The sequence below is a fragment of the Spirochaetota bacterium genome (genome assembly GCA_004297825.1).
Lineage (GTDB): Bacteria > Spirochaetota > UBA4802 > UBA4802 > UBA5368 > FW300-bin19.
This window is the reverse complement of the sequence record SCSX01000071.1, coordinates 34,763-58,749: the sequence shown is the minus strand read 5'-3', so window position 1 is coordinate 58,749 and position 23,987 is coordinate 34,763. Positions and strand designations below refer to the sequence as shown.

The following is a 23,987-nucleotide window of genomic DNA, read 5'->3' as shown; positions in this document are numbered from 1 at the left end:
GAACATGAAAACAATGAGACGAACGGCGGTGTGCGCGGTGCTGTGCGCGGTCATCCTTACGGGAGCGAATGTCTACTCTACGGATAAGACATTCAGCGTGCTGGATGCTTCCAAGGTGTCGAGATACAGCGAGGACAGGGTGTGCTATCAGCGCATCGACAAGAACGTGAGTCCCTTTATAGAAAATTCACGCGAAACGCTTCTTGTCATCAGAAAAAGTAAAATATATTTTATCGTCGACGGCTACGATGTATCGACGGAGGTGGACCGCAAACGCGCGGTAAACGTCATTGAAAACCGCTACGTCCCCAACGAGGATCTCTGGATCAATAAAATCAATGGGAAGCCGGATTTCATCCGCATCCTCGACCGGAGGCAGATCAAGCTCGAAAATTCGAACGAGGAATTTGTCACCACGAATTTCGGCCCATTCTTCAAGACGGCGCGCGACAGGCTGCTGAAGCGGCATATCGAGGTCTTTCACCAGCTCATGAAGAACCGCACGGAATCCGAGCTCGTGATCGACGTTCATCCCATCATGGTGAACCTGACCGCCAAGGAAAGCGAGAATGTGAGAAAGACCTACATGAGCGCGCACGCCAAGACCATCACGGGCGTCGTGTACTCCTGCGAGGACGGGGACGGGGACGGGGTCACGGAGACGTTCACGGTCACGTTCAGGGACGGATTCGACTGGGGAATCGATTCCGGGGCGAACATCATCTTCATTTATAATAATACCGACAAGGATATCGAAACGCTCATCGGCAAGCTCGCGTTCGAGGCGGTGCGCGGGAGCGTGGGGGAGGAAAAGGCGATGATAGAAACCTTCCCCGGCGACGAGGATATATTCAACGTTATCGACGACATCACGCCGCTCGAGCGGAACCAGTAGGATGCGAGGGCGTATCGGTACATAACCCAGGCGCCCGGGCCGGCACGGCCGGGCTTCCTGACCGGAAAAGCAAACACCCCGCGGAATTCCGCGGGGTGTCGTGCGTAAGGTCCCTGCCTTTTAAGCGCCCCGATAGTTATCGGTATCCGGGGCGGGAAGCGGGCGCACCCCGGGGCCGGGTATTATCGGTCCCACTTCCCCTGGCCGCGAAGCTCGGCGACGATGTCCTTCGCCTTCTCCTTGAGAGTCAGGTAGTCCGTCTTGGCCACACGGTTGAGCGGCATCTGCGCGGGGCCCAGGATGACCACGTGCGAGGGGCGTGAATAGGACGATATGTCGTCGCACGCCTTCATAACCATCTCCACGCTCACCTCCCTGCCGTCCAGCTTCTCCACGAAGGCCATGATCCCCTCGCTGAATACCTCGTGATCGACACCCACGACCGCGACCATCGACACGCTGTCCTTGAGTTTCTTGTGGATGTGGGTCTCCACGTCCTCGGGATACACCTGGTAACCCTTGGGCTTGATGACGAGCTTGGCGCGGCCCGAAAAGTGGAGCCCCTTGTCGTCGTAAAAGCCCAGGTCCCCAGTGTAGCATACGCCGTCGGAGGTGATGGTTTTCGCGGTGTTCTCGGGATCGTTCATGTAGCCCAGGAATATCTGCGGGCCGGAGAAGCAGATCTCCCCGATCTCGCCGGGGGCTTTGACCGCTCCGGCAGTGCGGTCGGTCTTTACCGGCTCGCGCACGCTGATGGGGCACAGGACGCTGTCGAAGCCGATCCCCTGGGTGATCTCCTCGACGCCGGCGTCCGGGTTCGTGTAGGTGACGAAGCCCGCGGTTTCCGTGAGCCCCAGCCCGGTCCCTATCCGCGGGGACATGGCTTTCATCTTTACGAGGAATTCCTTCGACACCGCCTGGCCCCCGTAGAGGACGAAGCGGAGCGTGGAAAGGTCGAACGAGGAGAATTCCGGGAGGCGCCATTGCATATTGAACAGCGCCGGTATCTGTCCCATGACCGTCACCTTGTGCTTCTGCACGGCTTCCAGGCTCATTTTCGCGTCAAAGATGTGAAGGATGACCATGGTCCCCCCGCCGAACACGGTCGTGGCGAGCTGCTCGGTCGTGCACCCCACGTGGGAAGGCGGGAGGTTGACGAGCATCCTGTCCCTGGCTTCGAGCTCGAAGGCGACTGCGAGCCCGATATTCTGGATAATGATGTTTTCATGGCACAGGAGCGCGGGCTTGGGCGATCCCGTGGAGCCTGTCGTGAAAATGATGAGGCAGGGATCGCGTTTCACCACCTTTTTACGCGCACGGCCGACCTTTCCGGTGAGCATGGACAGGATGAATACCTTCTTGATGTCCTTGACGAACGCAGCGATCCCCACGGCGCCGGGGATAATGAGGTTCGCTTCCTTCTGAAACTGGACCCATTGCTTCACGTACGGGGATTTGGGCATGAGCTCCTGGATCATGGGGCGGAAATCGGCGACGGGGGTTTTCCCCAAAAAGAAGTAGGCCTTTGGTTTGAGCTTGTCAAGGCAGTACTGGATCTCCGCGGTCTTGAGCCGGAGGTCGAGGGGCGAGATGATAATGCCGATCCGGAAGCACGCGTACATAAGGTAGATATGCTCTTTGAGCAGGGGCAGGCTCGTGGCTACGATATCCCCCTTCCGGAGACCGATCGAGAGGAGCTTCGCGGAGAACGCCGCAACCGAGGTATTGAACTGCTTCCACGACACGGATTCCCCCGTATTGTGCTCGATGATGGCGATGCCCGCCGCGTTATCCCGTGCGTACTTTGAGATGTAATCGGCGAGGTTGGGCAGCATTTCCCTGTACATCTCCCGGGAACGCTGGTCTTTCTTGGGGTCATGCATTATGTGCCTCCTATAAATAATGGCGATTTTGGATGCGCGGCGGCATGGCATGGGCCGCGGCCGGGCTCACGCCCCGGATCATAGCCTGGACCTGCATGCGGTTTTTGTCATCTTGGATTATGATTCCGGAAAGCAAATTGCGCGGAAAATTCCCGGCTTGTTTTCCAAGATTCGGGCACCGAAAGGGCATCGGGCAAAGAGTAGCGGGGTCCGATACGCGGGTCGGTCCGGGGCGGTGCGTATCGGACCCCGAAACCGGCGCTCCGGGTCCATGCGCTACGAGCGGGATTTCCGGCGGCCCTGGTTTTCCCGGTATTTCACGGGGGTCAGGCCAGTCAACTTGATGAACCATTCGTAAAAGGATGAAGGTGAATTGAACCCGACCGCGTAGGTGACCGATGTCACGGAACGCTCGGGGTCGGTCGTAAGGAGCCCCTGCGCCTCCCGGATACGGTATTCGTTCACGAAGGCGTTGAAGTTTTTATTCAGGCGCTCGTTCAATATCTGCGAAAGCTGGTAGGGCGCGATGGAGAGCTCCCCGGCAAGGAGCGCGAGGCTCAGGTCCTCCCTGGTATAGATTTTATCGGTATTCATCGCGTGAAGGAGGCGGTCCATCACCGCATCGACGTCCAGGCCCTGGATGCGCGAATTTTCGTAGCGAATTTTTCTCGCGCCTTCCCGCGCCTGGAGGGTGTACCGGGGGTATCTGCGCCCCATGTAATAGACGAGCAGGACGAAGGCGCACATCATGAGCGATATGGTCTTGATGACGATCTCGTAGAAGCCGTGACTGAAATCGTACACGTTGTAGAGCAGAAAGCCCGCGAAATAGGTGAATATGGCCAGGAAGGTGAGCGCCATGATGGCCAGCGAGAGGAAGGTGATCCTCCCGATTCGAATCAGGCGCGCGCGCATCAGGGAGGCGCTGTCTTTAAGGAATATCGCCATATAGATGATCATGGAAACGACGATGAGCAGGATGATGATGGCATAGACCGTCACGACGGGCCCGTCCCGGCTGAGCCGGATCGGGTTCACCAGGAGCTCTCGCTTCGTCTGGGCGTCCAGCGTGTAGAACGGGCTCAGGAGGAGGGTGATGAGCAGCCCGGGAATGAAGTGGAGGATGTTTATCAGCCGGTACCGATAACTATCGTCCGTGAGGAATCGGAAATAGAAGTACAGCAGGGGGCCCGTGAAATAGAGAAAAGGCGCATGCAGAAAGGCGAGATGGGGATATTCCGCGAGGATCCCCGATACCATGAAGCCGTGGTAGGATTGCCAGACGGCGATGCACAGGAGGAGCAGTGAAAGGATGTAGTTGCCCGCGTTCCTTGGACGTTCGATCATCTGGCCCACGGCAATGATGGCTGCAAGCCCCGCGCCGAAGAAGATCAGAAAAATGAGTATTTTATCCAGCATAGCGGACGTCCCGGTGCCTCATGATCATGGTGCATCATTGTCGGGGAATCCGCACGTTTGTCACCTGTTTTATCTGCGCCCGCCGCGCGCCCCCATGTGTGCCCGCTTGAAAAGTGACTTTACACGCGGGGGTGTATGCGTTACACAGGGCGGGCTAGGGGCGCGGCATGCGTCGATAAACATCAGGGAGGACGGTGCGATGAAGATGAAAGTGGGGGCGGGCATACTGGTGACACTGGCGGCGCTTGTCGTCGTCGTGCTGGGCATCGCGCGCATCATGGCGGACGTGCAGCCGGGGCGCGATGCCGCGGCGAAACTCGGTATTCCCTGCCCGGCGGTTATCGCGCACCGGGGGGCCTCGTACCTGGCCCCGGAGGAGACGGCCCCCGCCTTTATTCTCGCCCGCGACCTGGGCGCCGATTACCTGGAGCTCGATCTCCAGCGCACGAAGGACGGCGCGATAGTCGCCTTCCATGACGATACGCTCGAGCGTACCACGAACGTGAAAGAGGTGTTTCCCGGCCGTGAAAAGCAGTTCATCTCCGCATTCAACCTGGGTGAATTGAAGAGGCTGGATGCCGGTTCCTGGTTTAATAAACAATATCCCGACAGGGCGCGTCCGGCGTATGCGGACCAGAAGATACTTACTATTGAAGAGGCCGTCGCCATCGCCGAGGGCGGCGCGAATAAGATAGGGCTTTACCTGGAGACGAAGTCACCCGAGCGCTCACCGGGCATCGAGAAGCTGATCGTCGAAATCCTCGCCCTCCGGGGCTGGATAGGGCCTAATGCGAAAAAGGGCGCGCTCATCTTCCAGTCGTTCGATTCGGGAAGCCTGGACAGGCTCAAGGAGCTTGCGCCCTCGATACCGCGCTCGTACCTGGTGGATGAAGATATGGCGAAAAAGGAATCCTGGGCATCGCTGGTGGAGCGTGCTTCCGCGCATTCCGGTGTGGGTCCGGTCGGATATCTTGCGTTTCCCTGGAATATCGGCAAGGCGCATAAGAAGGGCCTCCTTGTGCATGTCTACACCATAAACGAGCTGGCGCATTTCAGGCTTTTCTCCTTTTTTGGCGCGGACGGGCTGTTCACGGACCGCTGCGACCAACTGCTCGCCTACCAGGGACGGGTGCTTCCCGCTCCGCCCGCGGATATTCTGAAAAAATACGGGTATTGAAAGCGCTGCAGGCTTCCCCGAAAATAGACTCAGGCATTTGAGTGCGGCCGGCGCTGATTTTAATCAGCCCGACCGGGGCATTCGTCGGCGCGCGTATTTATTTTCACCTACGTCGGAAATCATGCCGAAATCCGTCCCCCGGATCGTATAAGTACTATTAGATACGGAAATTGTCTTCGGGAGGCGTACAGTATGGAAACGACTATAAACATCAGCTTGAGGTATCGGAAGCTCCTTACCGAGCTGGCGAAATCGGTGGGAATTCCCCGGAGCTGGCTTGTCAGGAATCTGATACAGGGCGCGATGCAGGAGCGGGCCGGGAACGCAGCGGGATTCGTGCCGGTGCGATACCAGGAGCGAACTATGCCGGGGGTTCGGTCCGCGATGAGCGTGTGTCTTAACGAACGGGACTACGAGTGGGTTACCGATGCAAGGAAGTTTTTAAAGGAGTCTGTTTCGTTTATCGTCGTCTGGGCCATCGAAAAGTATTTAATCCTGAAACGAAAACCTGGGAAACGCCATGCTATAAAAAAATTCACCCATAACTATCGGTTCACCAATTATATCTTAGCATTTCAAGATACTCAAAGTGCGTTTTGCTGGATGATTTGCTGGGGAAAAGGAGGGAAAACGCCACCCATGGCAACTCCGACCAGACTCCTTATCGACCAGATCCCTTAGCAGCGAGCTCCGCACCCAGGTTGAACGCACGCGAATTCTTCGCGAAATCCGGAAACTGTTCCCTGATCGTTTCCAGCAGCGCTTCGCGCGGCACGGGAAGGCTGCCCAGCGCAAATGCGAGCCCCATCGAGATGGTATTGACCTGTCTCAAGGACTGGAAATGCTCCCGGGAAATTTCATCAAGGTTGAAAACGTGCACGCGGGGCGTGAACTCCCTCAGTCGTGCGTAGATCGATTCAACCGGTGGGTAGACGGAATCGCCGTTGCGCACCGAAACGGGGATGAGGGGAAAGTCATTCACGATCACGACCGAATCCTTATGCAGAAAGTGCGCGTGTCTCAGCGCCTCGAGCGGCTCCATCGCGATGAGCATATCGGCCCCGGCGGTGGGGATGAGTCCCGACACCTCGAATGCCCGCTCGTTCGGGGAATCGCCTGGCATGGTTCCAATATAACGCACGTTGCTCGTTACGACGCCTTCGCGCTGGGCCCCGCCACGGCGCTCGGCACCCACGACCGCGAGGCCGGCGCGGATCGCCGCGAGCTTGAGCGCGGTGCCCAGGGTGATCGCCCCCTGGCCGCCGATCCCGCAGATGAGAATATCGTAGCGGATCATTTCGCCGCCGCCTTATTCATGCGCCGAATCTCGGTGCGTACGATCGCGCCGTTGGGGCAGAGGTCGCGGCACGCGCCGCAGTCCAGGCAGGCCGTCTCCTCGATGTAATAGTAATAATCGGCGCCCGAATCCTTTCTTCGTATCGCCGGGCAGCCCAGTTCGATGTAGCACTCGTTGCATTTCTGGCAGCGCCCCGGGTCGATCTGGTGATATTCCTCGAAATCGTACGGATTGCGTGCAACGCGGCGCCCGTGCTGCAAAGCGCATTCCTGTTCGGCGATAACGACGCGCACCCCCTTTTTCACGCGAAGGGCGTCCTTCACGGCCGCGGTCGAGGCCTTTATGTTGAAGGGATTGACGGTCCGGACGTACGAAACGCCTATGGATTTGAGAAGCCCCTTGAGGTCCACCGGCTTCATCTTCGATCCGTCGATCGCGACATCCGTGGTGGGGCTGGGCTGGTGGCCGGTCATCGCGACCCACTTGTTGTCGAGGATCACGAGCACCATGTCCGCATTCTGCTGCACGGCGTTAATGAGCCCGGGAATTCCCGAATGGAAAAACGTCGAGTCGCCCACGTAGGCGATCACGTCCTCGCCCTCGATCTTCTGGAGCATGCCCTGCGCGATCCCTACGCCGCAATTCATGCACGTGACCCAGTCGAACGCGCGGAAGGGCGGGAGGCACGAGAGCGTGTAGCAGCCAATATCCCCGGCGAAGATCACCTTCCGGTCCGTCGCCTTTACGATCGAGTAGAGCGTCGCGCGGTGCGGGCAGCCGATACAGAACGCGCCCTGGCGCGGAGGGAGGTCCTTCGTGAGTTTTCCCGAAAGTTCCCGTGCCCGTCCGATGCGCGCGGGAAGCGGCTTTGAAAGCTCACGGCCTAGGAGGTCCGATATTACATCGGGGTCGAGCTCGCCGTACGCGGGAAAGATTTCCTTCCCCCTGATCGGGATCCGTACGTTCCGGTCATACAGGAGCCTCTTGACCTGGAACTCGACGAATCCCTCCAGGTCCTCCACGATGATGATTCTCTCGAGGCCATTCGCGAAGGACGCCACCTCGTCCGCGTTGATGGGAAAGGTGAGCCCCAGCTTGAGAACCGGCGCGTCCGTGACGCCGAGAAGCGCGAGGGATTCCATGAGGTACTGGAAGTTGATGCTCGAGGAGATAAACCCTGTCTTCCCTGTACCGGGGAAAACACGGTTGAATCCCAGCGACGGGGCGGTCGCCTGCAGTGCCGCCGCGCTCTCGATCACCCTGCGGTGATTAGCGACCGAACCCGCGAAGAGATTGATGTAGCGTACGGGGTTCCGCTCGAACCTTCCCTTTACCGCGACATCGGTAGGAAGTGAGCCTAACGCGAGTGATCCGATATTGTGGCAGAGCTTGCTGGGCGCGTTCAGGACGACGGGGACGTTGTATTTTTCGGAGAGCGCGAACGCGCGCAGGGTGAAATCCTTTGCCTCCTGGATGGACGCGGGTTCCAGCATGGGAAGGTGCGTGTGCAGGGAGTACCAGCGGTCGTCCTGCTCGCTCGTGGAGCTCGTGGCGCCCGGGTCGCTCCCGACCACCACCAGGAAGCCCGCCTTCACACCGGTATAGCCCGCGAAATGGAGCACCTCGGCGGCGACGTTCATGCCCACGTGCTTCATGGTGACCATCGAGCGGATCCCCGCCCAACTGGCCCCCTGGGCGCCGTGCGCGGCCACGTGCTCGTTCACGCTGAATTCCGCGTGGATGTGCGGGAACTCCGCGCGGAGCTTCATGTACTCGACCCCTATCTCGGAGGCGGGGGTGCCGGGATAGGTGCTAAAGTATCCAAGCCCCGCCTCGAGGCCGCCGCGCACGACCGCCTCGTTGCCCATGGCGAGGATCACCTTCCCGGGGGTATTTTCCGCAAGCTGGTTCATCGGCGCATCGGTCTTTCCTGGGTATCCAACGTCACTTGATTTCTTCGATGAGGACGGTGAGGTTCTTGAATTCTTCCATCTTTTCCCCATGTGCGGCGAGGAATTCAACGCCGTTGTCGACAAGATAGCGCGCGCGCTCGATCACCGCGCAGCATCCCGAAGCGGTGCGGATCGCGATCGCGAACCCTTTTGGGAGCGTTCCCGCCTGTTTCATGTCGATGGCCATCTTGAGCACCTGGGTGGGATCGATGTCGTAGACGGGGCGCGCCATGTAGTCTTCCTTATTAAGCTTGCCCGTCGCGATCACCACGCCGTCGAACCCGGAGGCGGCGGCGGTCGCCAGGAACGAGCGCGCCAGGTCGCGGTTCTTGGTGCTGGTGATGAGTTCCAGGAAGATTTTGCCCGCGTGAATTTTTTTCAGCTCCTGGAACATGCCCAGGGGGGAGAGAATGCCGTATTCCCCCACGAGGAGCGTTTCGCCGCGTCCCGCGCCGCGCGCGATGATCTCGCGGTCCCTGGCCATGTCGTTCAGGGCGGGGAGGTACTTGATAGCGACCGTGGCTAACTGCGCTCCCATAGTTCCTCCCGCGGACTCATGCATTTCGACCAGTCGACCGGCTCGTGGTAAACAGTGAAGCGTTCCAGCTGTCCGCGCTCTTTGAGCTTTTCGTAGATCGTGTGCCATACGCACTCGCGGTCCGTGAAGACCTCGCATTTCGTGTCCTGGATTCCCTCGCAGGGGCCGTTGCGCATGGACTTGGGACAGCGGGTGACGGGGCAGATTCCCGCCGTATCGTTCAGGATGCAGCTCCCGCAGTGCGAACAGCGCTCGTAGAATTTTCCCAGCCGCTCCACCATGCCCAGGAAGTGGGTGTCGAGCGCGGCGATAATCTCGCGGCCCGTCACCTCGGCGATGGCCTGTACGCCGCTCCCGCAGGTGAGCGCGATGACGGCGTCCGCACCGGCGATCTCCTCGTCGATGCGCTTGAGGTCGCGCGCGGTGATCCGCTTGTCGCAGGGGGACTCGATCGAGATGGTGGCGAGCACCTCGCGGTCGGCGAAAAGTTCGGCCATTTCCTTCACCTGCTCGGAACCGCCCGTCCGGCACACGGCCGCGCACTCGGAGCAGCCTATTATCACGAGGCGCTTCGCGTTTCCGGCGTACGCCTTCACCTGCTGCGGATCCTTTTTGCTCGTTACGATCATGGCGCCTCGCATCACTCCCGGCCGGACATGCGTATCGGCGCAGCCCGCCCCTTCCATTCTTTCCGGGGGATCGGGGGCCGATACGAGCACACAGGGAATCGTCTCTTCCTGCGTGTGAAAACCAATATAGAACGGCTTGGTTTAAAATCAATATTTTTTCACCGGGAGGCCGGCGCGCATATTTGTTTTGACTTCGCACCGGATCATGGTATCATACAGGTATTAGTGTGTGTGTCCATACCCGGTTCGATACGCCGGAGACCGCATAGGCATCCGGCCGGCAGGTTCGTGCGCAGCGCTTCGCGCAAAAAAAATCGCAAGGAGGATACAACTATGGATACTCTAGCCGTTGATATGATCGTCAAACAGAGTTTCGCGAAGGGTCTCAAGAACATGGTGCCGCTGCTCGTAAACGTGGTGCTGTGGATACTCACGCTCTGGATACCCTACCTTAATGTCGGCACCACGATCGGCCTGTTCGTGGGCATCACCACCAAGATGGCGAAGGACCAGCCCATCTCAATGACGGAAATTTTCGATCCCGTGTTCAGGAAGCGGATGGGCGAATTCTTCCTGGTCGCATCGTTCATCCAGATGGGAATCTGGATTGGGATTATGTTTTTCGTCATTCCCGGAATCGTTATCGGACTTTCATGGAGCCTGGCGATCCTGCTCGTAATCGACAAGGAGCTTTCTCCCATGGACGCCATCAACAAGAGCAATACGCTCACCTATGGGAAGAAATGGACCATTTTCCTGGGAAGGCTCGTGCTGTTCATCCTGGCGGGGCTCGCGGTCGGTATCGCGATGGCGATACTCGGGCTCATATTCAAGTACCTGGGCACGGTGGGAATGCTCCTGCTCGCGCTCGCCTATATCGCCGCCATGGCCTGTTTCATCAGTATCGCCATGGCCTCGAAGGCGGTCATCTACGCCGCGCTGGTAAAATAAATAAAGGGCGCACGAATCTCTGCCGGAAGGGTATCGATGAAAATAATCACGCTCAACTGCAATGGGCTGCGCTCCGCCTCGTCGAAGGGCTTTTATGAATGGATGCATAAACAGAAGGCGGACGTAATCTGCCTGCAGGAGACGCGTCTCACGGACGACCATGTGAAAGACGCCGCCTTCCATCCCGAGGGCTACCACGCCTTCTACATGTGCGCACAAAAGAAGGGCTACAGCGGCGTCGCGCTCTACACGAAAGAAAAGCCCGACAAGGTGATTTACGGTCTCGACTGGAAGGAGATGGACGACGAGGCCCGCTACATCGAGGCGCGCTTCGGGAAGCTCTGCGTCGTATCGGTCTACGTGCCCTCGGGTACGAGCGGCGACGAGCGGCAGGCCGTGAAGTACGCGTTCATGGACCGGTTCATGGAATTTTTAATGAAGCTGCGCCGGTCGCGCCGGGAATACGTCCTGTGCGGAGACTGGAACATCGCCCACAGGAATATCGACATCCGGAACTGGAGGAGCAACCAGAAGAACTCGGGCTTCCTGCCGGAGGAGCGTGCGTGGATGGACCGGCTCTATGGGGACGCGGGTTTCGTGGACGCCTTCCGCGTCGTCAACCAGGAGGCCGACCAATACACCTGGTGGTCGAACCGCGGCCGCGCGCGGGAGAACAACGTGGGGTGGCGGATAGACTATCAGGTGATCACGCCGGGACTAACTGACAAAGTCGTTTCCGCGTCGGTGTACAAAGAGAAATGGTTCTCGGACCATGCGCCGCTTGTTATGGAGTACGGGGTATAGGGGGCTATTTTTTATCTATCCCCAATCGCCTGGATACATCATCAAGCTTATGCAGTTTTTTCGTCGTCCGCAGCGATTTTATTCCATCCCTGTAGTCTCCTTTTTCCTCCTGGAGTTCCTTCAACTTCAGGTATTCCTTGTAGTCAATAATCACCGCTTTCGGTTTCCCGTTTTCTTTTATTATCTGTGGTTCAATCATTATATGCCCCCTGGCGACGCTTGATGCCGACGACGATCATTATGTCTTCTTGTATGGTGAAAATAACGCGGTAGTCGCCCACCCTAAGCCGGAACAGCTCTTCAAATTGGCCTTTAAGTTTTTTAACATCATGCTTTCGCCTCGGATTGCCGGCAAAACCTCCGGTCTTTTCAACAATCCGGGCGGCATCGGCTTTGTTGTCCACCGCAATTTTCTCGAGTTGCTTTACGGCCTTGTCCGTTAATTGTACTTCCACACTTGTTACATAATATACGAAACACTAATACTGCAATCAATTTATTACCACCTCCCCAGGGGGCGTTCTCGAAGCAATCCAGACAAAATCGGTCCAAATGTTCGGCCCATAGTGGTGCATGCGCATCCTTGCGTCCATGCAACTTCTTGAAAATATCAGAATTAATGACTTGACTGCTTTTCAACAAATGAACCACATTCATTAAGTGAGAGCCATACAGCACATGGCACAGCCGGCAAAACAAATTTTTATCAGATGCAGGTAACAGCCTAACACAAACCTCGGCGCAGGAGGCTTTATGGGCAGGATAAGACACCTATTATTCGGGGATTACGAAAGCCGGGAGCTTTGGGATCAGCAGAAGGTCAAGGCGATCGTCGTTATTTATTTTACTACGGCGCCCCTTATCCTGGCAATGGCCATTTTTTTCATGGCAGTTCAGGGGAAGAAATTCCTTGATTTCACCATACTCGGAATACTGTTTTTAGAAGCCATTTTACTTCTCGTGTTCATGCTCGCTCGCAAGAGCCATAATACCCTGGCTGCACACATCATGATGGTGTCGATGATGGCCATCGTATGGGCCGTAATGTTCACGACAGCGACTACGCTCCCCGTTGTCCGCGTCATCGACGCTATCGTGCTTATTTTTCCGCTTATCGGAATGGCATCGCTTCTGACAAATGCCCTCTCGATTACCCTGTACACTGTTTTCAATGGTGTCATTCTTTATGTTTTTACCCGATATACCCTGTCGATAGGGCTCATGAACCAGGCGGAGGCAAACAGCTATCTTATCGACTGTTCGGTTGCAATGATCATCCTGGGAGTTGTGTGTATCTCGATACTCCGGAACAGCCGAAAATCCAACGAGCACATAAAACTCACCCTTGGCGAAAGCATCCGCAGCCGTGAACAGATCAGCGACCTGCTCAGCCGCACGAATGAGGTAGCCATGCAGCTTGCCGCCTCGACCGAACAGATGGCGAAGACCATCCAGGCCTTTTCCCTGAACGCGCAATCGCAGGCCGCGTCCATCGAGGAAATAACATCCACCATCGAGGAAGTCGCCGCGAGCAGCGAAGGCATCTTCGTCATGGTCAAGAAACAGGTGGGCCTTTCCGAAAAGGTACGCGACGACATGGAAAGCCTGCACGGCATCGTCACCACCGAGGGAGAGAAAATGAAGGACGCCCTGGACATCCGGGACAGGCTCAACGAGATGGTGGAGCGCTCCAGGAGCGAAATCGAAAAGGTGCTGAATGTCATGTCGACGGCGACGTCGAATTTCAAGGATGTCCGGGACACCGTGGGCATCATCGAAGACATATCCGACCAGATAAACCTGCTCTCGCTCAACGCCGCGATAGAGGCCGCGCGCGCGGGCGAATACGGCCGGGGTTTCGCGGTCGTCGCGAGCGAAATCGGCAAGCTGGCCGACAATACCTCACTCAACCTTAAGTCGATCAACTCGATGTTCACGCTGAGCAATGAATCGATGAACGACGTTTATGGGAGGCTCCAGGTCTTCATCAACTCGCTCAACGGCATGATAGAGTGCATTTCAGAGTTCGGCGCGCGCATCGATCTCGTCGTCGACCTGACCGGGCAGGACCTTGAGCTGAACTCCACCGCCCGGGAATCCCTGGGCAGCGTATTCATGGAAGCGAACAATGTGCTGAATGCGTCAAGTGAGCAGCGAGCCGCCCTTGAAGAAGTCGTCAAGAGCATAGCCGAAATTAACAGCAGTACGCAGACATTCGCCGGTGGTTCGCAGGATCTTGCGGCGGCATCAAAGGAGATTTCGGACATGACCCTCAATCTCATGACGATGGCGGTGCGCACCTAGCGTAAAAGACGTGCGCGAACCGATACAGGTATCGGTCCCACAGCGTGTGCGTCCGCTCAATTTTCATGAGTCAAAACCGGTACGGCACCGCTATCTCCAGGTAGATTTTCCCCGTCGTGCCGGTTACGAGAAGATCGCGCGTAATCAGGATCATGTCCCACATCGAATGGATCGCGATCGCGGTCAGGATTCCATCCGCCCTGCTCCCGGTAATCAATCCATTGTACAATCCGAATAAAAAGGTACTGAAAAAGTATTGCGAGTCCGTGGCATTCGCGCTTTCTGAATTTTTAGCGACATATTCCCTGTCGATATCGATTCTGCGGGTATAAAATGCGACAGTGCCCACACCGTAGGGGAATGCGTTGAAGCCGCGTGACGCCATCATATCCGTATGCCGCAGGCCGAAATCCGTTGCCTGGAGGATATTCCCCAGCGCAACCGAGCTGGTGGCCTGCGAAAAAGCGGAAAAGAAAAAACCGCGGCTGAGCGATTCCTCGCCCACGCCGATCATTACCGATTCGGCGGCAATCAAGGGGAGCGCATACGCCAATCGCTTTGAGGTAATGGAATGGTGCACTCCTTTTTTAGAGAGATCGCGCGCCAGGTAGTACACGGGCAGCGCGAGTATGAGCGACGGTATCCTGTAATTATCGATCTGGAAAGGAGCGGTGTACATTTCAAACGCCGTGCTGTGCTTAATATTCAAAACGGAATTATAACCGGGATTGTTCTCCCGCGCTTCCTGGTACGCGTCGAATACCGTATAGAAATACAGGTCACGGGATATAAGGTAAGCGTTTGCCTTGATGGATTTTTTTGTAAAGGTATCCGTCGTTATATAATAATATGATGTCATCGGAAGAATCAGCGGAGCGGTCAGCGTGCCCTTGAACGAGTCGCCGCTGTAATAATATCCGGCGCCTGGAAAAAGGAGGGAGTAAAGACCGGCGATCACCGGATTCGGGAGTGCGGGTCTCACTTCGCGTATGGCCGGTGAATCTGTTTCCGGCTGCACCTCCAGCGGAAACGCATCATGCGCGCACAACCACATCGAGATGTACACCGTCATAGCTGCTGCAAAAACGCGAAAGCCCATAATCACCCGCGTGTATCCCATTCACGGCCATTTGTCGACGAGGATTTACCGGGATGTCCCCGTCGCTCAACTCACCTTCACCAGCATCTTCCCCAGGTTTTTCCCCTCGAATAATTCCATGAAAGCCCGCGGCGCGTTTTCCAGCCCTTCGACTATGGTTTCCGAATATTTCAATTTATCTTCCCTGACCCAGGCCGCGAGCTCTGCAGTCGCCTGTTCGTACCTGTCGGCGTACTGGAAAACGAGAAAGCCTTTCATCAGCGCGGTGCGAGTGAGAAGGAGCCTCTGGATGCGCGGTCCCGTGGATTCGGCTTCATCATTATAGGACGAGATCAGGCCGCACAGGGGAATCCGGGCATTGTTGTTTATCTGCGAAAGCACTGCATCGGAAATAGTACCGCCGACATTGTCAAAGTAAATGTCTACGCCTTTGGGACATGCGGATGCCAGGGCTTTTTCCAGGTTCGGAACGGTCTTGTAATTAATCGCGGCGTCATAGCCGAGCCTGTCGGTGAGATACCTGGTCTTGTCGTCGGACCCGGCGATGCCGACGGCGCGGCATCCTTTTATTTTCGCGATCTGACCCGCGATAATCCCCACGGCGCCGGCCGCGCCCGATACCACGACGGTTTCCCCGGGCGCGGGCCTGCCGATGTCGATCATACCGAAATACGCGGTGAGCCCGGTGAGGCCCAGCACCCCGAGGGCCGTGCTGACCGGCGCCCGGGCAGGGTCGAGCTTTTGCAGGGATGTGTCCAGTGCGACGACGTACTCCTGCCAGGGGAGAAATCCCAATACAAAATCTCCCGGGGCGAGGATCGGGGAAAGGGATTCGACCACCTCGCCCACGACCCCTCCGCTCATCGCTTCGTTCAGCGCGAAGGGCGGAAGATAGGATTTCTTCTCGGTCATCCTTCCCCTCATATAGGGATCGACGGAAATATATTTGGTACGAACCAGCACCTGGCCCTTTTCCGGCCGCGGCAGGGGGGATTCGTCAAGCGTGAAACAGCTGCCGTCGGGCATTCCCCGGGGCCGTTTCACAAGGAGAATGCGCCTGTTGGTTTCCCGCTGCATTGTTGTTCCCCCTTCACAATGATCGATGTGATTAAGCTTAAAGAAAATATAGTTCCGATATCGCCTCATGTCCATCGATGCAATAGTATATAGTCTACCTGCTTTTCCCGGCAAAGCTCTCAAGAAACTTTGTGATTTTTTGAGCGTAGAGTGCGTCATCCTTCAGCTCCTTCGAGTTGAATCCCGTCGAGGCAACGGCCTTTTTGCCGCTAATGGTTTCTAGATAGGGGAGCACCTCTTTCATGTCGGTATTGCCTGACGTTACGAAGAACGCCACCTGCTTGAATTTACCCTTATTGTTTTCGATGTATGTCCTGATCGCGGGCGTCATGTTCCACGACCATACCGGGGAGCCCATGATGACGATGTCGAACTTCGAGGCGTCAAAATTTTCCGGTTCGATCTCGGTGGCGTTCTCCCGCATGCTGTCCTTTCCCGCGATCAAATAGTTCAGGCAGCCGGTTCGTTCCTTTTTATCCAGGAGCTTCTCGATGTCCGCGCCCAATGATCCCGCGATGTCGCGTGCGACGCGTTCGGTATTCCCGGTTTTGGAATAATACACGACAAGAATCTGTTTCCCGGTTTCTACCTTCTGGAGATTGATATTCGGCGCCGGCCTTTCCGCCGTCTTGTTAGCGCTGGAACAGGCAGCGGTAAACACGAGCAGGGAAACGATTGAAATAATTTGAAATATTCGTTTCATATGAGCTCCTTGAGTGATTACATATTTTATTACTGGAATAATTCTTCTCAATGTTCCGAAATCGGTGCCAGATTAACACCCGGCAGACAGCAGGCAAGCAGTATACTAATCAACACCTGTCCAGGTGCTTTATCACCGTGTGTGGGCGCGGTTTCCGAGATAACCGCAGAACTACCGGATAGGGCCTTTCAATTGCAATAGACTTATTGCATAACTCAATTTTTTACGGGATTTAAGGAACGAAGCCCCTTAAAAGCCCCTCCGCAGGGGTTCCCTGCGAGCGCGAGACGGCAGTTTCGCAGCAGGTCTATTTTAAATATCTTGCAATAAAAAGAATGTTATTGCAAGATAATGTATTATCTTGCAATAAAGAAAATAGTAGTGCATATTTTGCAATTACTCATTACAGGTATGAAACGTATAAAAACAGGCAATTGGCTCACTATTAAAAGCGGCAGGGAATCCTACCAGGCTTTTCTTCCGGACCCTTTGCCTCCTCGCCCGCCGCTGGAAATAAACCCCATGCTTCAGGATCACATGGACCAGGCCCTGATCTCCCTGGGCCGTCTCGACAGTGTTGCAATGCTGTTGCCCGATGCGGTGATTTTCCTGTATACTTATATAAGGAAAGAGGCCGTGCTGTCCTCCCAGATCGAGGGCACGCAATCCTCGCTGTCCGATCTGCTGCTCTTCGAAATGGATGGCGTGCCGGGCGTACCCCTTGACGATGTCAGGGAATCGCTCAATTATGTAAAGGCCTTGAACCATGGACTGGAACGGCTGAAATCGGATTTCCCGCTGTCCCTGCGTCTTATAAAAGAGATGCACGCGGAGCTCTTAAAGAAAGGCAGAGGCGCGGAGAATGATCCCGGGGAATTCCGGACAAGTCAGAACTGGATCGGCGGAACGCGACCGGGAAATGCGCGCTATGTGCCGCCCCCTCCCGACCAAGTGGTAAAATGCATGGGCGACCTGGAATTGTTTCTTCACGACAAGCCACAACGGATGCCTGTTCTCATAAAGGCGGCACTCTCCCACGTTCAGTTCGAATCGATACACCCCTTCCTGGATGGGAACGGTCGACTTGGCAGACTGCTCATCACCCTTCTCCTGTGTCATGAGAAAATTCTCAAAGACCCCATGCTCTATTTAAGCCTATATTTCAAGACTCATCGGGATGCGTACTACGAAATTCTACAAAAGGTGAGGACAGAAGGCGACTGGGAGAGCTGGCTTGAATTTTTCTTCACGGCGGTAAAAGAAACCGCGGACCTGTCTGTGGCTACTGCCCGGCGCCTCTCAAAGATGGCCGAAGATGATCGCCGTACAATCCAGACGGTCGGCAGGGCGGCGGGTTCGATACTCCGGGTGCACCATTCGTTGTTGCAAAACCCGATCATCTCCATTCCCAGGGCGTGCGAATCGACCGGGCTAATGCCGAATACAGTCAAGGCCTCGCTCGATCACCTGGTTCGCCTGGGGCTTGTTCGGGAGGTGACCGGAAAAAGGAGGAACCGCCTGTTCGCGTATGTAAGCTATATTAATATTTTGAACGAGGGTACGTGACTACGGTCAGTGATTTCTCTGTTTTCCTGGAGCTTTTCAGGGGAGCCTTCAAACACTGCCCGCGCGATTTTTAGTGCGATGAGTGGTCGTGCAATACAGGATGCGGAGAATGAGTACGGAGGAGAAGGATGGATATGCAGGATAGATATCAACGTGGCTGGGAAAAGCTCAAGGAAGTGGACGGGGAAGCAGGTGAAAGGGTAATTGAAGGTCTAAAAGATATCGCACCGGACTTTGCCCGCTTGCTGATCGAATTTCCATTCGGGGACATCTACTCGCGTCCCGGCCTTGACCTCAAGTCGCGCGAAATTGCGGTCGTTGCCGCATTGACGGCGCTCGGCAATGCCGCACCACAATTGAGGGTTCATATTCATGGAGCGCTCAATGTCGGCTGTACCCGGAAGGAGGTCGTCGAGGTTATCATGCAAATGGCCGTGTATGCCGGATTCCCGGCGGCGCTCAATGGGCTTTATGCGGCGAAGGAGGTTTTCAAGGAGAGAGACGAATCGGGGAAAAGTTAACGCGGCTCGCAATTCCCCGGCCAACAGAAACGTTATCGCGAGAGTCGAAGTATGATATGAATAAATTACCCCCCCGCCCCGTACTTTTTCGCAAATTCCGCGAAGCTCTTGAACTCGTATGGGGACTTCTTCGTGTTCTCGCCGGTGACATTCTCCTTCGAGGTGTAGGTCTTGTTCTTGAACATGGTCTCCGTCTTCGCGATGATATCGCCCGACGGCTTTCCGCCCGGCTTGCAGAGCGGGTAGGCTGCCTTTAAGAGCGCCAGGTTCTCCTCCGAGTACCAGATACGCCCGGCCTTCTGCTCGTTCAGGTACGTCACGTGGGTGAAGATGCCGTTCCAGTCAATGCCAAAGTATTCCTTGAACTGGGCCTCGCGCACCTGCAGGTAGCCTGGATTGCATCCCTGGGTGCGGGCGATGTTCTCCATGGTCGCGTCCTTCCCGCGCGGGTCCGCCCAGCGCTCGTCATACGGGGCGAAGGCGCAGAAGGAATCGCGCCAGTCGTGCACGATGTCCAGCAGCCGCTCCCACGCCTCGTAGATCGCCTTCCACTTCGCGATCGCGGGCTCGTACTGCCACTCGATCGTGTAGCGCCACATCCCGAATTCCACCGGGTCAGGCCGCCCGAAGGCGCTCGCCTTCGCGAGCTCCTCCCACTTGGCGAGGATCGCCTCGTTCATCTTCTTTCGTACGGGATCGAACATGACGTCGGCGACGTGGATGTAGAATTCGATTACGGGCCTGTCGTTTCCGGACTTCATCATTTCGTAAATGCCCTGCTCCTCGCACGTGCGCAGGAACACGGGGTACGATACGCCGGATTTCCCGATCTCGATCGCTTTTTTAACCGGTCCCAGCAGGTGGACGTGGTCCGGATTGTCCTTCAGCTGGTTGTAGGAATTTTCCATCGCGCCTACCGACTGCTTCAGCAATGCCGCGTCGTCATAGGGCGCGTTCATGGCCTGCGCTGTGACGAGCTTCGTATAAAGCCCGCTGAACTTCGTGTAGTACCCGTCGTTGTAGAGCTTCATTGAAAACGCGGAGGCCTCGTCCATCTCCTCCCCGTATTTTTCCATCGCGGCCATAATTCCCTTGAGCTCGGCGAGCCCATCCGCGGCGACGCCGCGGTCCTCCGCGTCCTTTACCATCTGCCTGAAGGGATTCAGGATCTGTCCCGCCATTTCCTTTTCAACAGCCATCGCGTTCCGCCTCTATGAAATGATATCGCCGACAATTTTCTTGTGCTGTTCGATCCTGCGTGCGAGCGTCTCGTCGCCTACGGGTATCTTCCTCCGGTGCCGGTCCTCCCGGAGGAGCGCGTAGTCGAATTTGTAATCGGGCTTGATCTTACGCGCGGCCGGGAGGATCGAGTCCGTCCAGTTTTTCCGGAGCGAATCCTTCCAGCGCTCGATGCCTTCTTTGACGTCGGACTTCCAGCGCGACGGGTACTCGCCCTTTTCCAGCACCTCTATCCACTCGAGCTGGAGGAAATCCTGGTAGAAGTAATCGGTCATGAGGTCGAGCGCGATCTCGTCGGAGTTCGCGAGGCCGAGCTCCGTCACGCGCTGTGTGAGCGCGTTCACGTCGGTGATCCCCGGAAGCGCGGCGAGTATATCGGCGGAGCCCTTCGCGCGCACGGTCTCCCTGATCGCCCCGTACATTTCCTGCCGCAGGGTCTCCTGGTCCTTCACGAGCGCCACGGCATTCTTGTTGTGCAGGTTGTTCTTGAACAGCACGTCACGGAAATCCTTGAGCTCCGCGACGCCGCTAATCGCATCAAAGAGCGCCTTTTCCGTCTCGTATGAATTTTTGTAGTGGGGATTGTTCTCGTACTTTTTGAGGCGCGCCCGGTAGTAGTCGATATATTCCTGGTGCAGCTGTTCCATGACCGGTCTCCTTTTCCATGCGACGAGCGTGACGCGGGAAAAAACCGGCGTCGATTCCGCGCACGGGCCCTGCCGGCACCTGTCTCCGCGGGCGCCGACAGGCGGGGCGATGGCGTATCGGCCCCCCTGCTTTTCTCCCGGAGATGATCTTACCGCGCGCGTATTAAAAAGTCAAAGGTATTTATGCGCCGGTATCTTCGTCCGCCGCGCCCGGGTCCGGCCGAAAATTTGTTATTGCTGAAAAATCGCGTTCCGATAAAATAATTCTGATAATGGAGACGGAGCATATGGGTATGAAAACAGGTTTCGTTCGGGGAATTCTTGCGGGGATCGGGATACTCATCGCCTGCGCCGCGCTCCCCGCGAAAAGCGAGCCGCCGGTCCGCCCGGCCGCGTGGGCACAGCCCATTGTCCGGGAAGGGCTTCCCAATTTCCACAGGGTAAGCGATGCACTGTACCGCGGCGCACAGCCGGAGACGAAAGGCTTCCTGGAGCTGCAGGGACAGGGCATCAGGACGATCGTGAACCTGCGCTCCTTCCACTCGGACGCGATGATGATCACGGGACTCGGCATGTCCTACGAGCACATCTACATGAAGGCCTGGCATCCCGAGGACGAGGACATCGTGCGCTTCCTGAAAATGGCGACCGACCCCGCGCGCACCCCCGTCTTCGTCCACTGCATGCACGGCGCGGATCGCACGGGACTCTTGTGCGCGATCTACCGCGTCGCGGTCCAGGGCTGGACGAAGGACGAGGCGATCCGCGAGATGACGGAGGGCGGTTTCGGATACCACGAGGTATGGACGAATATAATCAAGTATCTCGGGGGGCTCGATATCGACTCCCTGAAAAAGAGGGCCGGGCTGTGATTTCCCTGAGTGGAATCGCGGACATGCACGTTTGGGAAAAGCCTGCCCGGATCGGGACCGACTGCCGGTGAAAAATATCCTTACTACCCTTTCGATAATTTTCGCGGCCATCTGCGCAGCGGCGCTTCTCTCCGCACAGGCGCTCGCCCCCGCCCAGGTTCGGGCAAATATCCTCGCGACGGCGCACAAGCTTTTAGGCGTCGGCTATGTCATGGGAGGGTCCTCGGAGGCAGGCTTCGACTGTTCCGGATACGTGAAGTACGTGTACGAGAAGAACGGCATAAGGCTTCCCCGCACCGCGCCCGCCCAGTACCTGAAGGGCGCGAAGATCCCCATCGAGAAAGCAAGGCCCGCCGACCTCGTGTTCTTCGACGTATACAAACAGGGCGTCTCGCACGTGGGCATCTACCTGGGCGACATGAAATTTATCCACGCCCCCAGCCCCGGGGGCAGGGTATCCATCGCGGTCATCGACCAGTACTACTGGAAGGATAAGCTCGTGGGCGCGGCTGCCTTCCTGGAAGAGCCGGCCCCTCAAAAAGACCCGAAAAAACCCTAACGTATGAGCCTGTACGAGGCACCGATAGTTATCGGTTTTCGACACGACATCCCGGATTGCCTTCGATCCTGCACGGGATCGGTGCCATGCAGCCCCGTCGGTTGACAAGTATCCGGATGTTCAGTAATTTAAGGCATTCTGACATCGATACCCCCCGGAGGAACACATGGAACGTACGGGAATAACTACTTTCAAAGGCGCCCCGGTCACGCTGGCCGGAAACGAGGTAAAGGTGGGCGATATGGCGCCCGATTTCACCGCACTCAATATCGACCTGGGACCGGTGAAGCTCTCTTCTTTCAGGGGACAGGTGGTCATACTGAGCGTGGTGCCTTCGCTCGACACGAAGGTGTGCGAGCTGCAAACCAAACGCTTCAACGAAGAGGCGTCCAAGCTCCGCGCGAAAATTCTCACGATCTCGATGGATCTCCCCTTCGCCCAGCGGCGGTTCTGCGATTCTTTCAAGATCGACAACGTCACCACGCTCTCCGACTTCAAGGACCGGGAATTCGGTCAGAAATACGGCATGACCGTCAAGGAGCTCGGCCTGCTCGCGCGCGGCGTGATCGTCGTCGACAAGGAAGGGAAAATTTCCTACATCCAGATCGTGAAGGAGGTGGGTACGGAGCCCGATTACGCCCCGGTGCTGGCGGAGGCGAAACGGCTGGGGGCCTGATACGCATACGGGTATTTCCATTGACAGGAGGCTCCATGATTGCTACACTTCAGGAGTAGCAATTTTGATTTCCGGGTGTTACTATGGTGAAACCAATCGAAAAAAGCAATTTCAGATACCGAGGCTGTTGCTTTGTGTTCGCGATCAGTTTGCTAACGCTTAACGTTTATGCAGGCACGAAGGTTGTAGTTACTTCCGGAGGTGGAACTATTACGGTCGACGGCCAGGAGGATTTGGAGAAACAGGTAGATGATATCGTCAATAAAAATGGCCCTTTCATTTCAAATTCCTTCGCAATGGCAAATTTAACGGGTTACCCGGTCGGAGAATCACATATTGGAAGCTTTCCCCATATGCAATTTGGCATAGCGCTGGGCATGGGCGGAACGAATATGCGATTCTTTGATAAAAACGACCCCGCCTCGAATAACGGCACGATGCCGGGAATCACACCAAACGCGGTACTGAACTTTGGTCTCGGGTTGGGCGAAAAAACGGATATCCTTGGAAAATTGTTCGTATTAAACAAGTCGATAATCGACCCCGGCGTTAAAACCGATATCGCCGAATTAACACACTACAACATCATCTCAACCGGTGGAAAATTCAGGTACCAGCTTTTTGGAAAGCAGACGCTCCTCCCCTTCCTGTTCAATTTTGGCGGGCTTACTATTTCAGCCGGTTTTGATATGATGTATGGTAATATCAGGGTACAAGGTAACTACGATGCCACTTACGACGCCGAGGTCAACTGGGGCCCCATTCAGGTAATTCCTCTGGATTTTGGCAGCGATTATGAGGGCAAGGTATTATGGGGAATATTCGGCATTACAACCCAGGCTATCGCGTACTTTGAGGTTTTTGGAATATTTCAACCATATACGGGATTTGGCATATCTGCTAATTATGGGTATTTCATCATAAATTTCGATGCGGCGGGTGATTTGGTATGTAATGATCCGAGTTATACCGGTTCGGGAGGAACGAACCCCGTAGGTACGATGCTGTTCACATCCCGCAACGGCTATAACCCCTACTACGTGATCCCAACTTACATCGTGGGTCTGGAGCTCAACCTCTGGCTGATCAAGATTACGGCCGAAACGATGGCCAACCTCTACAATCTCAGGGATATCAACGCCCAGCTCGGCGTACGCGTACAGTTTTAAGCTTAATCCG

The 23,987-nt window shown here is 56.2% G+C and carries 25 protein-coding genes; 12 read left to right on the top strand and 13 right to left on the bottom strand.

Annotation, left to right across the window (positions count from 1 at the left end; all coding sequences use genetic code 11):
* The first annotated feature begins 13 nt into the window (after positions 1–13).
* Positions 14–895 carry a hypothetical protein gene (locus EPN93_15670; protein TAL32743.1) on the top strand — a complete coding sequence of 294 codons (882 nt, stop codon included), beginning with the start codon at positions 14–16 and terminating at the stop codon, positions 893–895.
* A gap of 182 nt (positions 896–1,077) precedes the next feature.
* On the opposite strand, the gene EPN93_15665 is transcribed toward EPN93_15670, so the two are convergent.
* The gene (locus EPN93_15665; GenBank protein TAL32742.1) at positions 1,078–2,778 is read right to left on the bottom strand and encodes a long-chain fatty acid--CoA ligase; all 1,701 of its coding nucleotides are present in this window, start codon (positions 2,776–2,778) and stop codon (positions 1,078–1,080) included.
* 276 nt (positions 2,779–3,054) lie between these two features.
* Positions 3,055–4,197, bottom strand: a complete 1,143-nt coding sequence (locus EPN93_15660) for an AraC family transcriptional regulator (protein ID TAL32741.1) — start codon at positions 4,195–4,197, stop codon at positions 3,055–3,057.
* 199 nt (positions 4,198–4,396) lie between these two features.
* Here EPN93_15660 and EPN93_15655 point away from each other — a divergent pair, with 199 nt between their 5' ends.
* Positions 4,397–5,374: a glycerophosphodiester phosphodiesterase gene (locus EPN93_15655; protein ID TAL32740.1), complete on the top strand. Its 978-nt coding sequence runs from the start codon at positions 4,397–4,399 to the stop codon at positions 5,372–5,374.
* A 192-nt stretch (positions 5,375–5,566) separates the two neighbouring features.
* Positions 5,567–6,055, top strand: coding sequence for a hypothetical protein (locus EPN93_15650; protein ID TAL32739.1), 489 nt, complete (start codon positions 5,567–5,569; stop codon positions 6,053–6,055).
* Here the strand turns inward: EPN93_15650 and EPN93_15645 are convergent.
* Genes EPN93_15645 through EPN93_15630 form a run of 4 tightly spaced genes read right to left on the bottom strand, consistent with a single transcriptional unit; the run spans position 6,036 to position 9,847 of the window.
* A complete protein-coding gene (locus EPN93_15645) occupies positions 6,036–6,671 on the bottom strand; it encodes a hypothetical protein (GenBank protein ID TAL32738.1) in 636 nt (211 codons plus the stop codon). The genes EPN93_15650 and EPN93_15645 overlap by 20 nt on opposite strands.
* Positions 6,668–8,674 carry a hypothetical protein gene (locus tag EPN93_15640; GenBank protein ID TAL32737.1) on the bottom strand — a complete coding sequence of 669 codons (2,007 nt, stop codon included), beginning with the start codon at positions 8,672–8,674 and terminating at the stop codon, positions 6,668–6,670. Before EPN93_15640 ends, EPN93_15645 begins: the two co-directional genes overlap by 4 nt.
* Positions 8,616–9,161 carry a hypothetical protein gene (locus EPN93_15635; GenBank protein ID TAL32736.1) on the bottom strand — a complete coding sequence of 182 codons (546 nt, stop codon included), beginning with the start codon at positions 9,159–9,161 and terminating at the stop codon, positions 8,616–8,618. The genes EPN93_15640 and EPN93_15635 overlap by 59 nt, the downstream gene beginning before the upstream one ends.
* Complete coding sequence (locus EPN93_15630) at positions 9,146–9,847, bottom strand: 5,10-methylenetetrahydrofolate reductase (GenBank protein ID TAL32735.1); 702 nt, start codon at positions 9,845–9,847, stop codon at positions 9,146–9,148. The genes EPN93_15635 and EPN93_15630 overlap by 16 nt, the downstream gene beginning before the upstream one ends.
* Positions 9,848–10,123: 276 nt before the next feature.
* Here EPN93_15630 and EPN93_15625 point away from each other — a divergent pair, with 276 nt between their 5' ends.
* Together EPN93_15625 and xth are read left to right on the top strand one after the other, a co-directional pair.
* Positions 10,124–10,741, top strand: coding sequence for a hypothetical protein (locus tag EPN93_15625; GenBank protein ID TAL32734.1), 618 nt, complete (start codon positions 10,124–10,126; stop codon positions 10,739–10,741).
* A gap of 36 nt (positions 10,742–10,777) precedes the next feature.
* Positions 10,778–11,545, top strand: a complete 768-nt coding sequence (gene xth, locus EPN93_15620) for an exodeoxyribonuclease III (GenBank protein ID TAL32733.1) — start codon at positions 10,778–10,780, stop codon at positions 11,543–11,545.
* A 4-nt stretch (positions 11,546–11,549) separates the two neighbouring features.
* On the opposite strand, the gene EPN93_15615 is transcribed toward xth, so the two are convergent.
* Together EPN93_15615 and EPN93_15610 are read right to left on the bottom strand one after the other, a co-directional pair.
* A complete protein-coding gene (locus tag EPN93_15615; GenBank protein ID TAL32732.1) occupies positions 11,550–11,744 on the bottom strand; it encodes a type II toxin-antitoxin system Phd/YefM family antitoxin in 195 nt (64 codons plus the stop codon).
* The gene (locus EPN93_15610) at positions 11,737–12,000 is read right to left on the bottom strand and encodes a type II toxin-antitoxin system RelE/ParE family toxin (protein ID TAL32731.1); all 264 of its coding nucleotides are present in this window, start codon (positions 11,998–12,000) and stop codon (positions 11,737–11,739) included. The genes EPN93_15615 and EPN93_15610 overlap by 8 nt, the downstream gene beginning before the upstream one ends.
* Positions 12,001–12,298: 298 nt before the next feature.
* Between EPN93_15610 and EPN93_15605 the strand changes: the two genes are divergently transcribed.
* On the top strand, positions 12,299–13,849 hold the full coding sequence (locus tag EPN93_15605; protein ID TAL32730.1) for a hypothetical protein: 1,551 nt from the start codon (positions 12,299–12,301) through the stop codon (positions 13,847–13,849).
* 70 nt (positions 13,850–13,919) lie between these two features.
* On the opposite strand, the gene EPN93_15600 is transcribed toward EPN93_15605, so the two are convergent.
* The 3 genes from EPN93_15600 to EPN93_15590 all read right to left on the bottom strand — a co-directional run bounded on the left by EPN93_15600 (position 13,920) and on the right by EPN93_15590 (position 16,728).
* Positions 13,920–14,969, bottom strand: coding sequence for a CPBP family intramembrane metalloprotease (locus EPN93_15600; protein TAL32729.1), 1,050 nt, complete (start codon positions 14,967–14,969; stop codon positions 13,920–13,922).
* Positions 14,970–15,014: 45 nt separating this feature from the next.
* A complete protein-coding gene (locus tag EPN93_15595; protein TAL32728.1) occupies positions 15,015–16,025 on the bottom strand; it encodes an NADP-dependent oxidoreductase in 1,011 nt (336 codons plus the stop codon).
* A gap of 94 nt (positions 16,026–16,119) precedes the next feature.
* Positions 16,120–16,728, bottom strand: coding sequence for a hypothetical protein (locus EPN93_15590; protein TAL32727.1), 609 nt, complete (start codon positions 16,726–16,728; stop codon positions 16,120–16,122).
* A gap of 411 nt (positions 16,729–17,139) precedes the next feature.
* Between EPN93_15590 and EPN93_15585 the strand changes: the two genes are divergently transcribed.
* A complete protein-coding gene (locus EPN93_15585) occupies positions 17,140–18,294 on the top strand; it encodes a Fic family protein (protein TAL32726.1) in 1,155 nt (384 codons plus the stop codon).
* Positions 18,295–18,422: 128 nt separating this feature from the next.
* Positions 18,423–18,815, top strand: a complete 393-nt coding sequence (locus tag EPN93_15580; protein ID TAL32725.1) for a carboxymuconolactone decarboxylase family protein — start codon at positions 18,423–18,425, stop codon at positions 18,813–18,815.
* A 65-nt stretch (positions 18,816–18,880) separates the two neighbouring features.
* On the opposite strand, the gene EPN93_15575 is transcribed toward EPN93_15580, so the two are convergent.
* Both EPN93_15575 and EPN93_15570 read right to left on the bottom strand, forming a co-directional pair.
* Positions 18,881–20,014, bottom strand: coding sequence for a hypothetical protein (locus tag EPN93_15575; protein TAL32724.1), 1,134 nt, complete (start codon positions 20,012–20,014; stop codon positions 18,881–18,883).
* A 12-nt stretch (positions 20,015–20,026) separates the two neighbouring features.
* Positions 20,027–20,701: a hypothetical protein gene (locus EPN93_15570; GenBank protein TAL32723.1), complete on the bottom strand. Its 675-nt coding sequence runs from the start codon at positions 20,699–20,701 to the stop codon at positions 20,027–20,029.
* A gap of 272 nt (positions 20,702–20,973) precedes the next feature.
* On the opposite strand from EPN93_15570, the gene EPN93_15565 reads away from it, so the two are divergent.
* The 4 genes from EPN93_15565 to EPN93_15550 all read left to right on the top strand — a co-directional run bounded on the left by EPN93_15565 (position 20,974) and on the right by EPN93_15550 (position 23,977).
* The gene (locus EPN93_15565; protein TAL32722.1) at positions 20,974–21,573 is read left to right on the top strand and encodes a protein-tyrosine-phosphatase; all 600 of its coding nucleotides are present in this window, start codon (positions 20,974–20,976) and stop codon (positions 21,571–21,573) included.
* 67 nt (positions 21,574–21,640) lie between these two features.
* Complete coding sequence (locus tag EPN93_15560) at positions 21,641–22,132, top strand: NlpC/P60 family protein (protein ID TAL32721.1); 492 nt, start codon at positions 21,641–21,643, stop codon at positions 22,130–22,132.
* 166 nt (positions 22,133–22,298) lie between these two features.
* A complete protein-coding gene (locus EPN93_15555) occupies positions 22,299–22,808 on the top strand; it encodes a thiol peroxidase (GenBank protein TAL32720.1) in 510 nt (169 codons plus the stop codon).
* Positions 22,809–22,942: 134 nt separating this feature from the next.
* Positions 22,943–23,977 carry a hypothetical protein gene (locus EPN93_15550; protein ID TAL32719.1) on the top strand — a complete coding sequence of 345 codons (1,035 nt, stop codon included), beginning with the start codon at positions 22,943–22,945 and terminating at the stop codon, positions 23,975–23,977.
* Positions 23,978–23,987 lie beyond the last annotated feature (10 nt).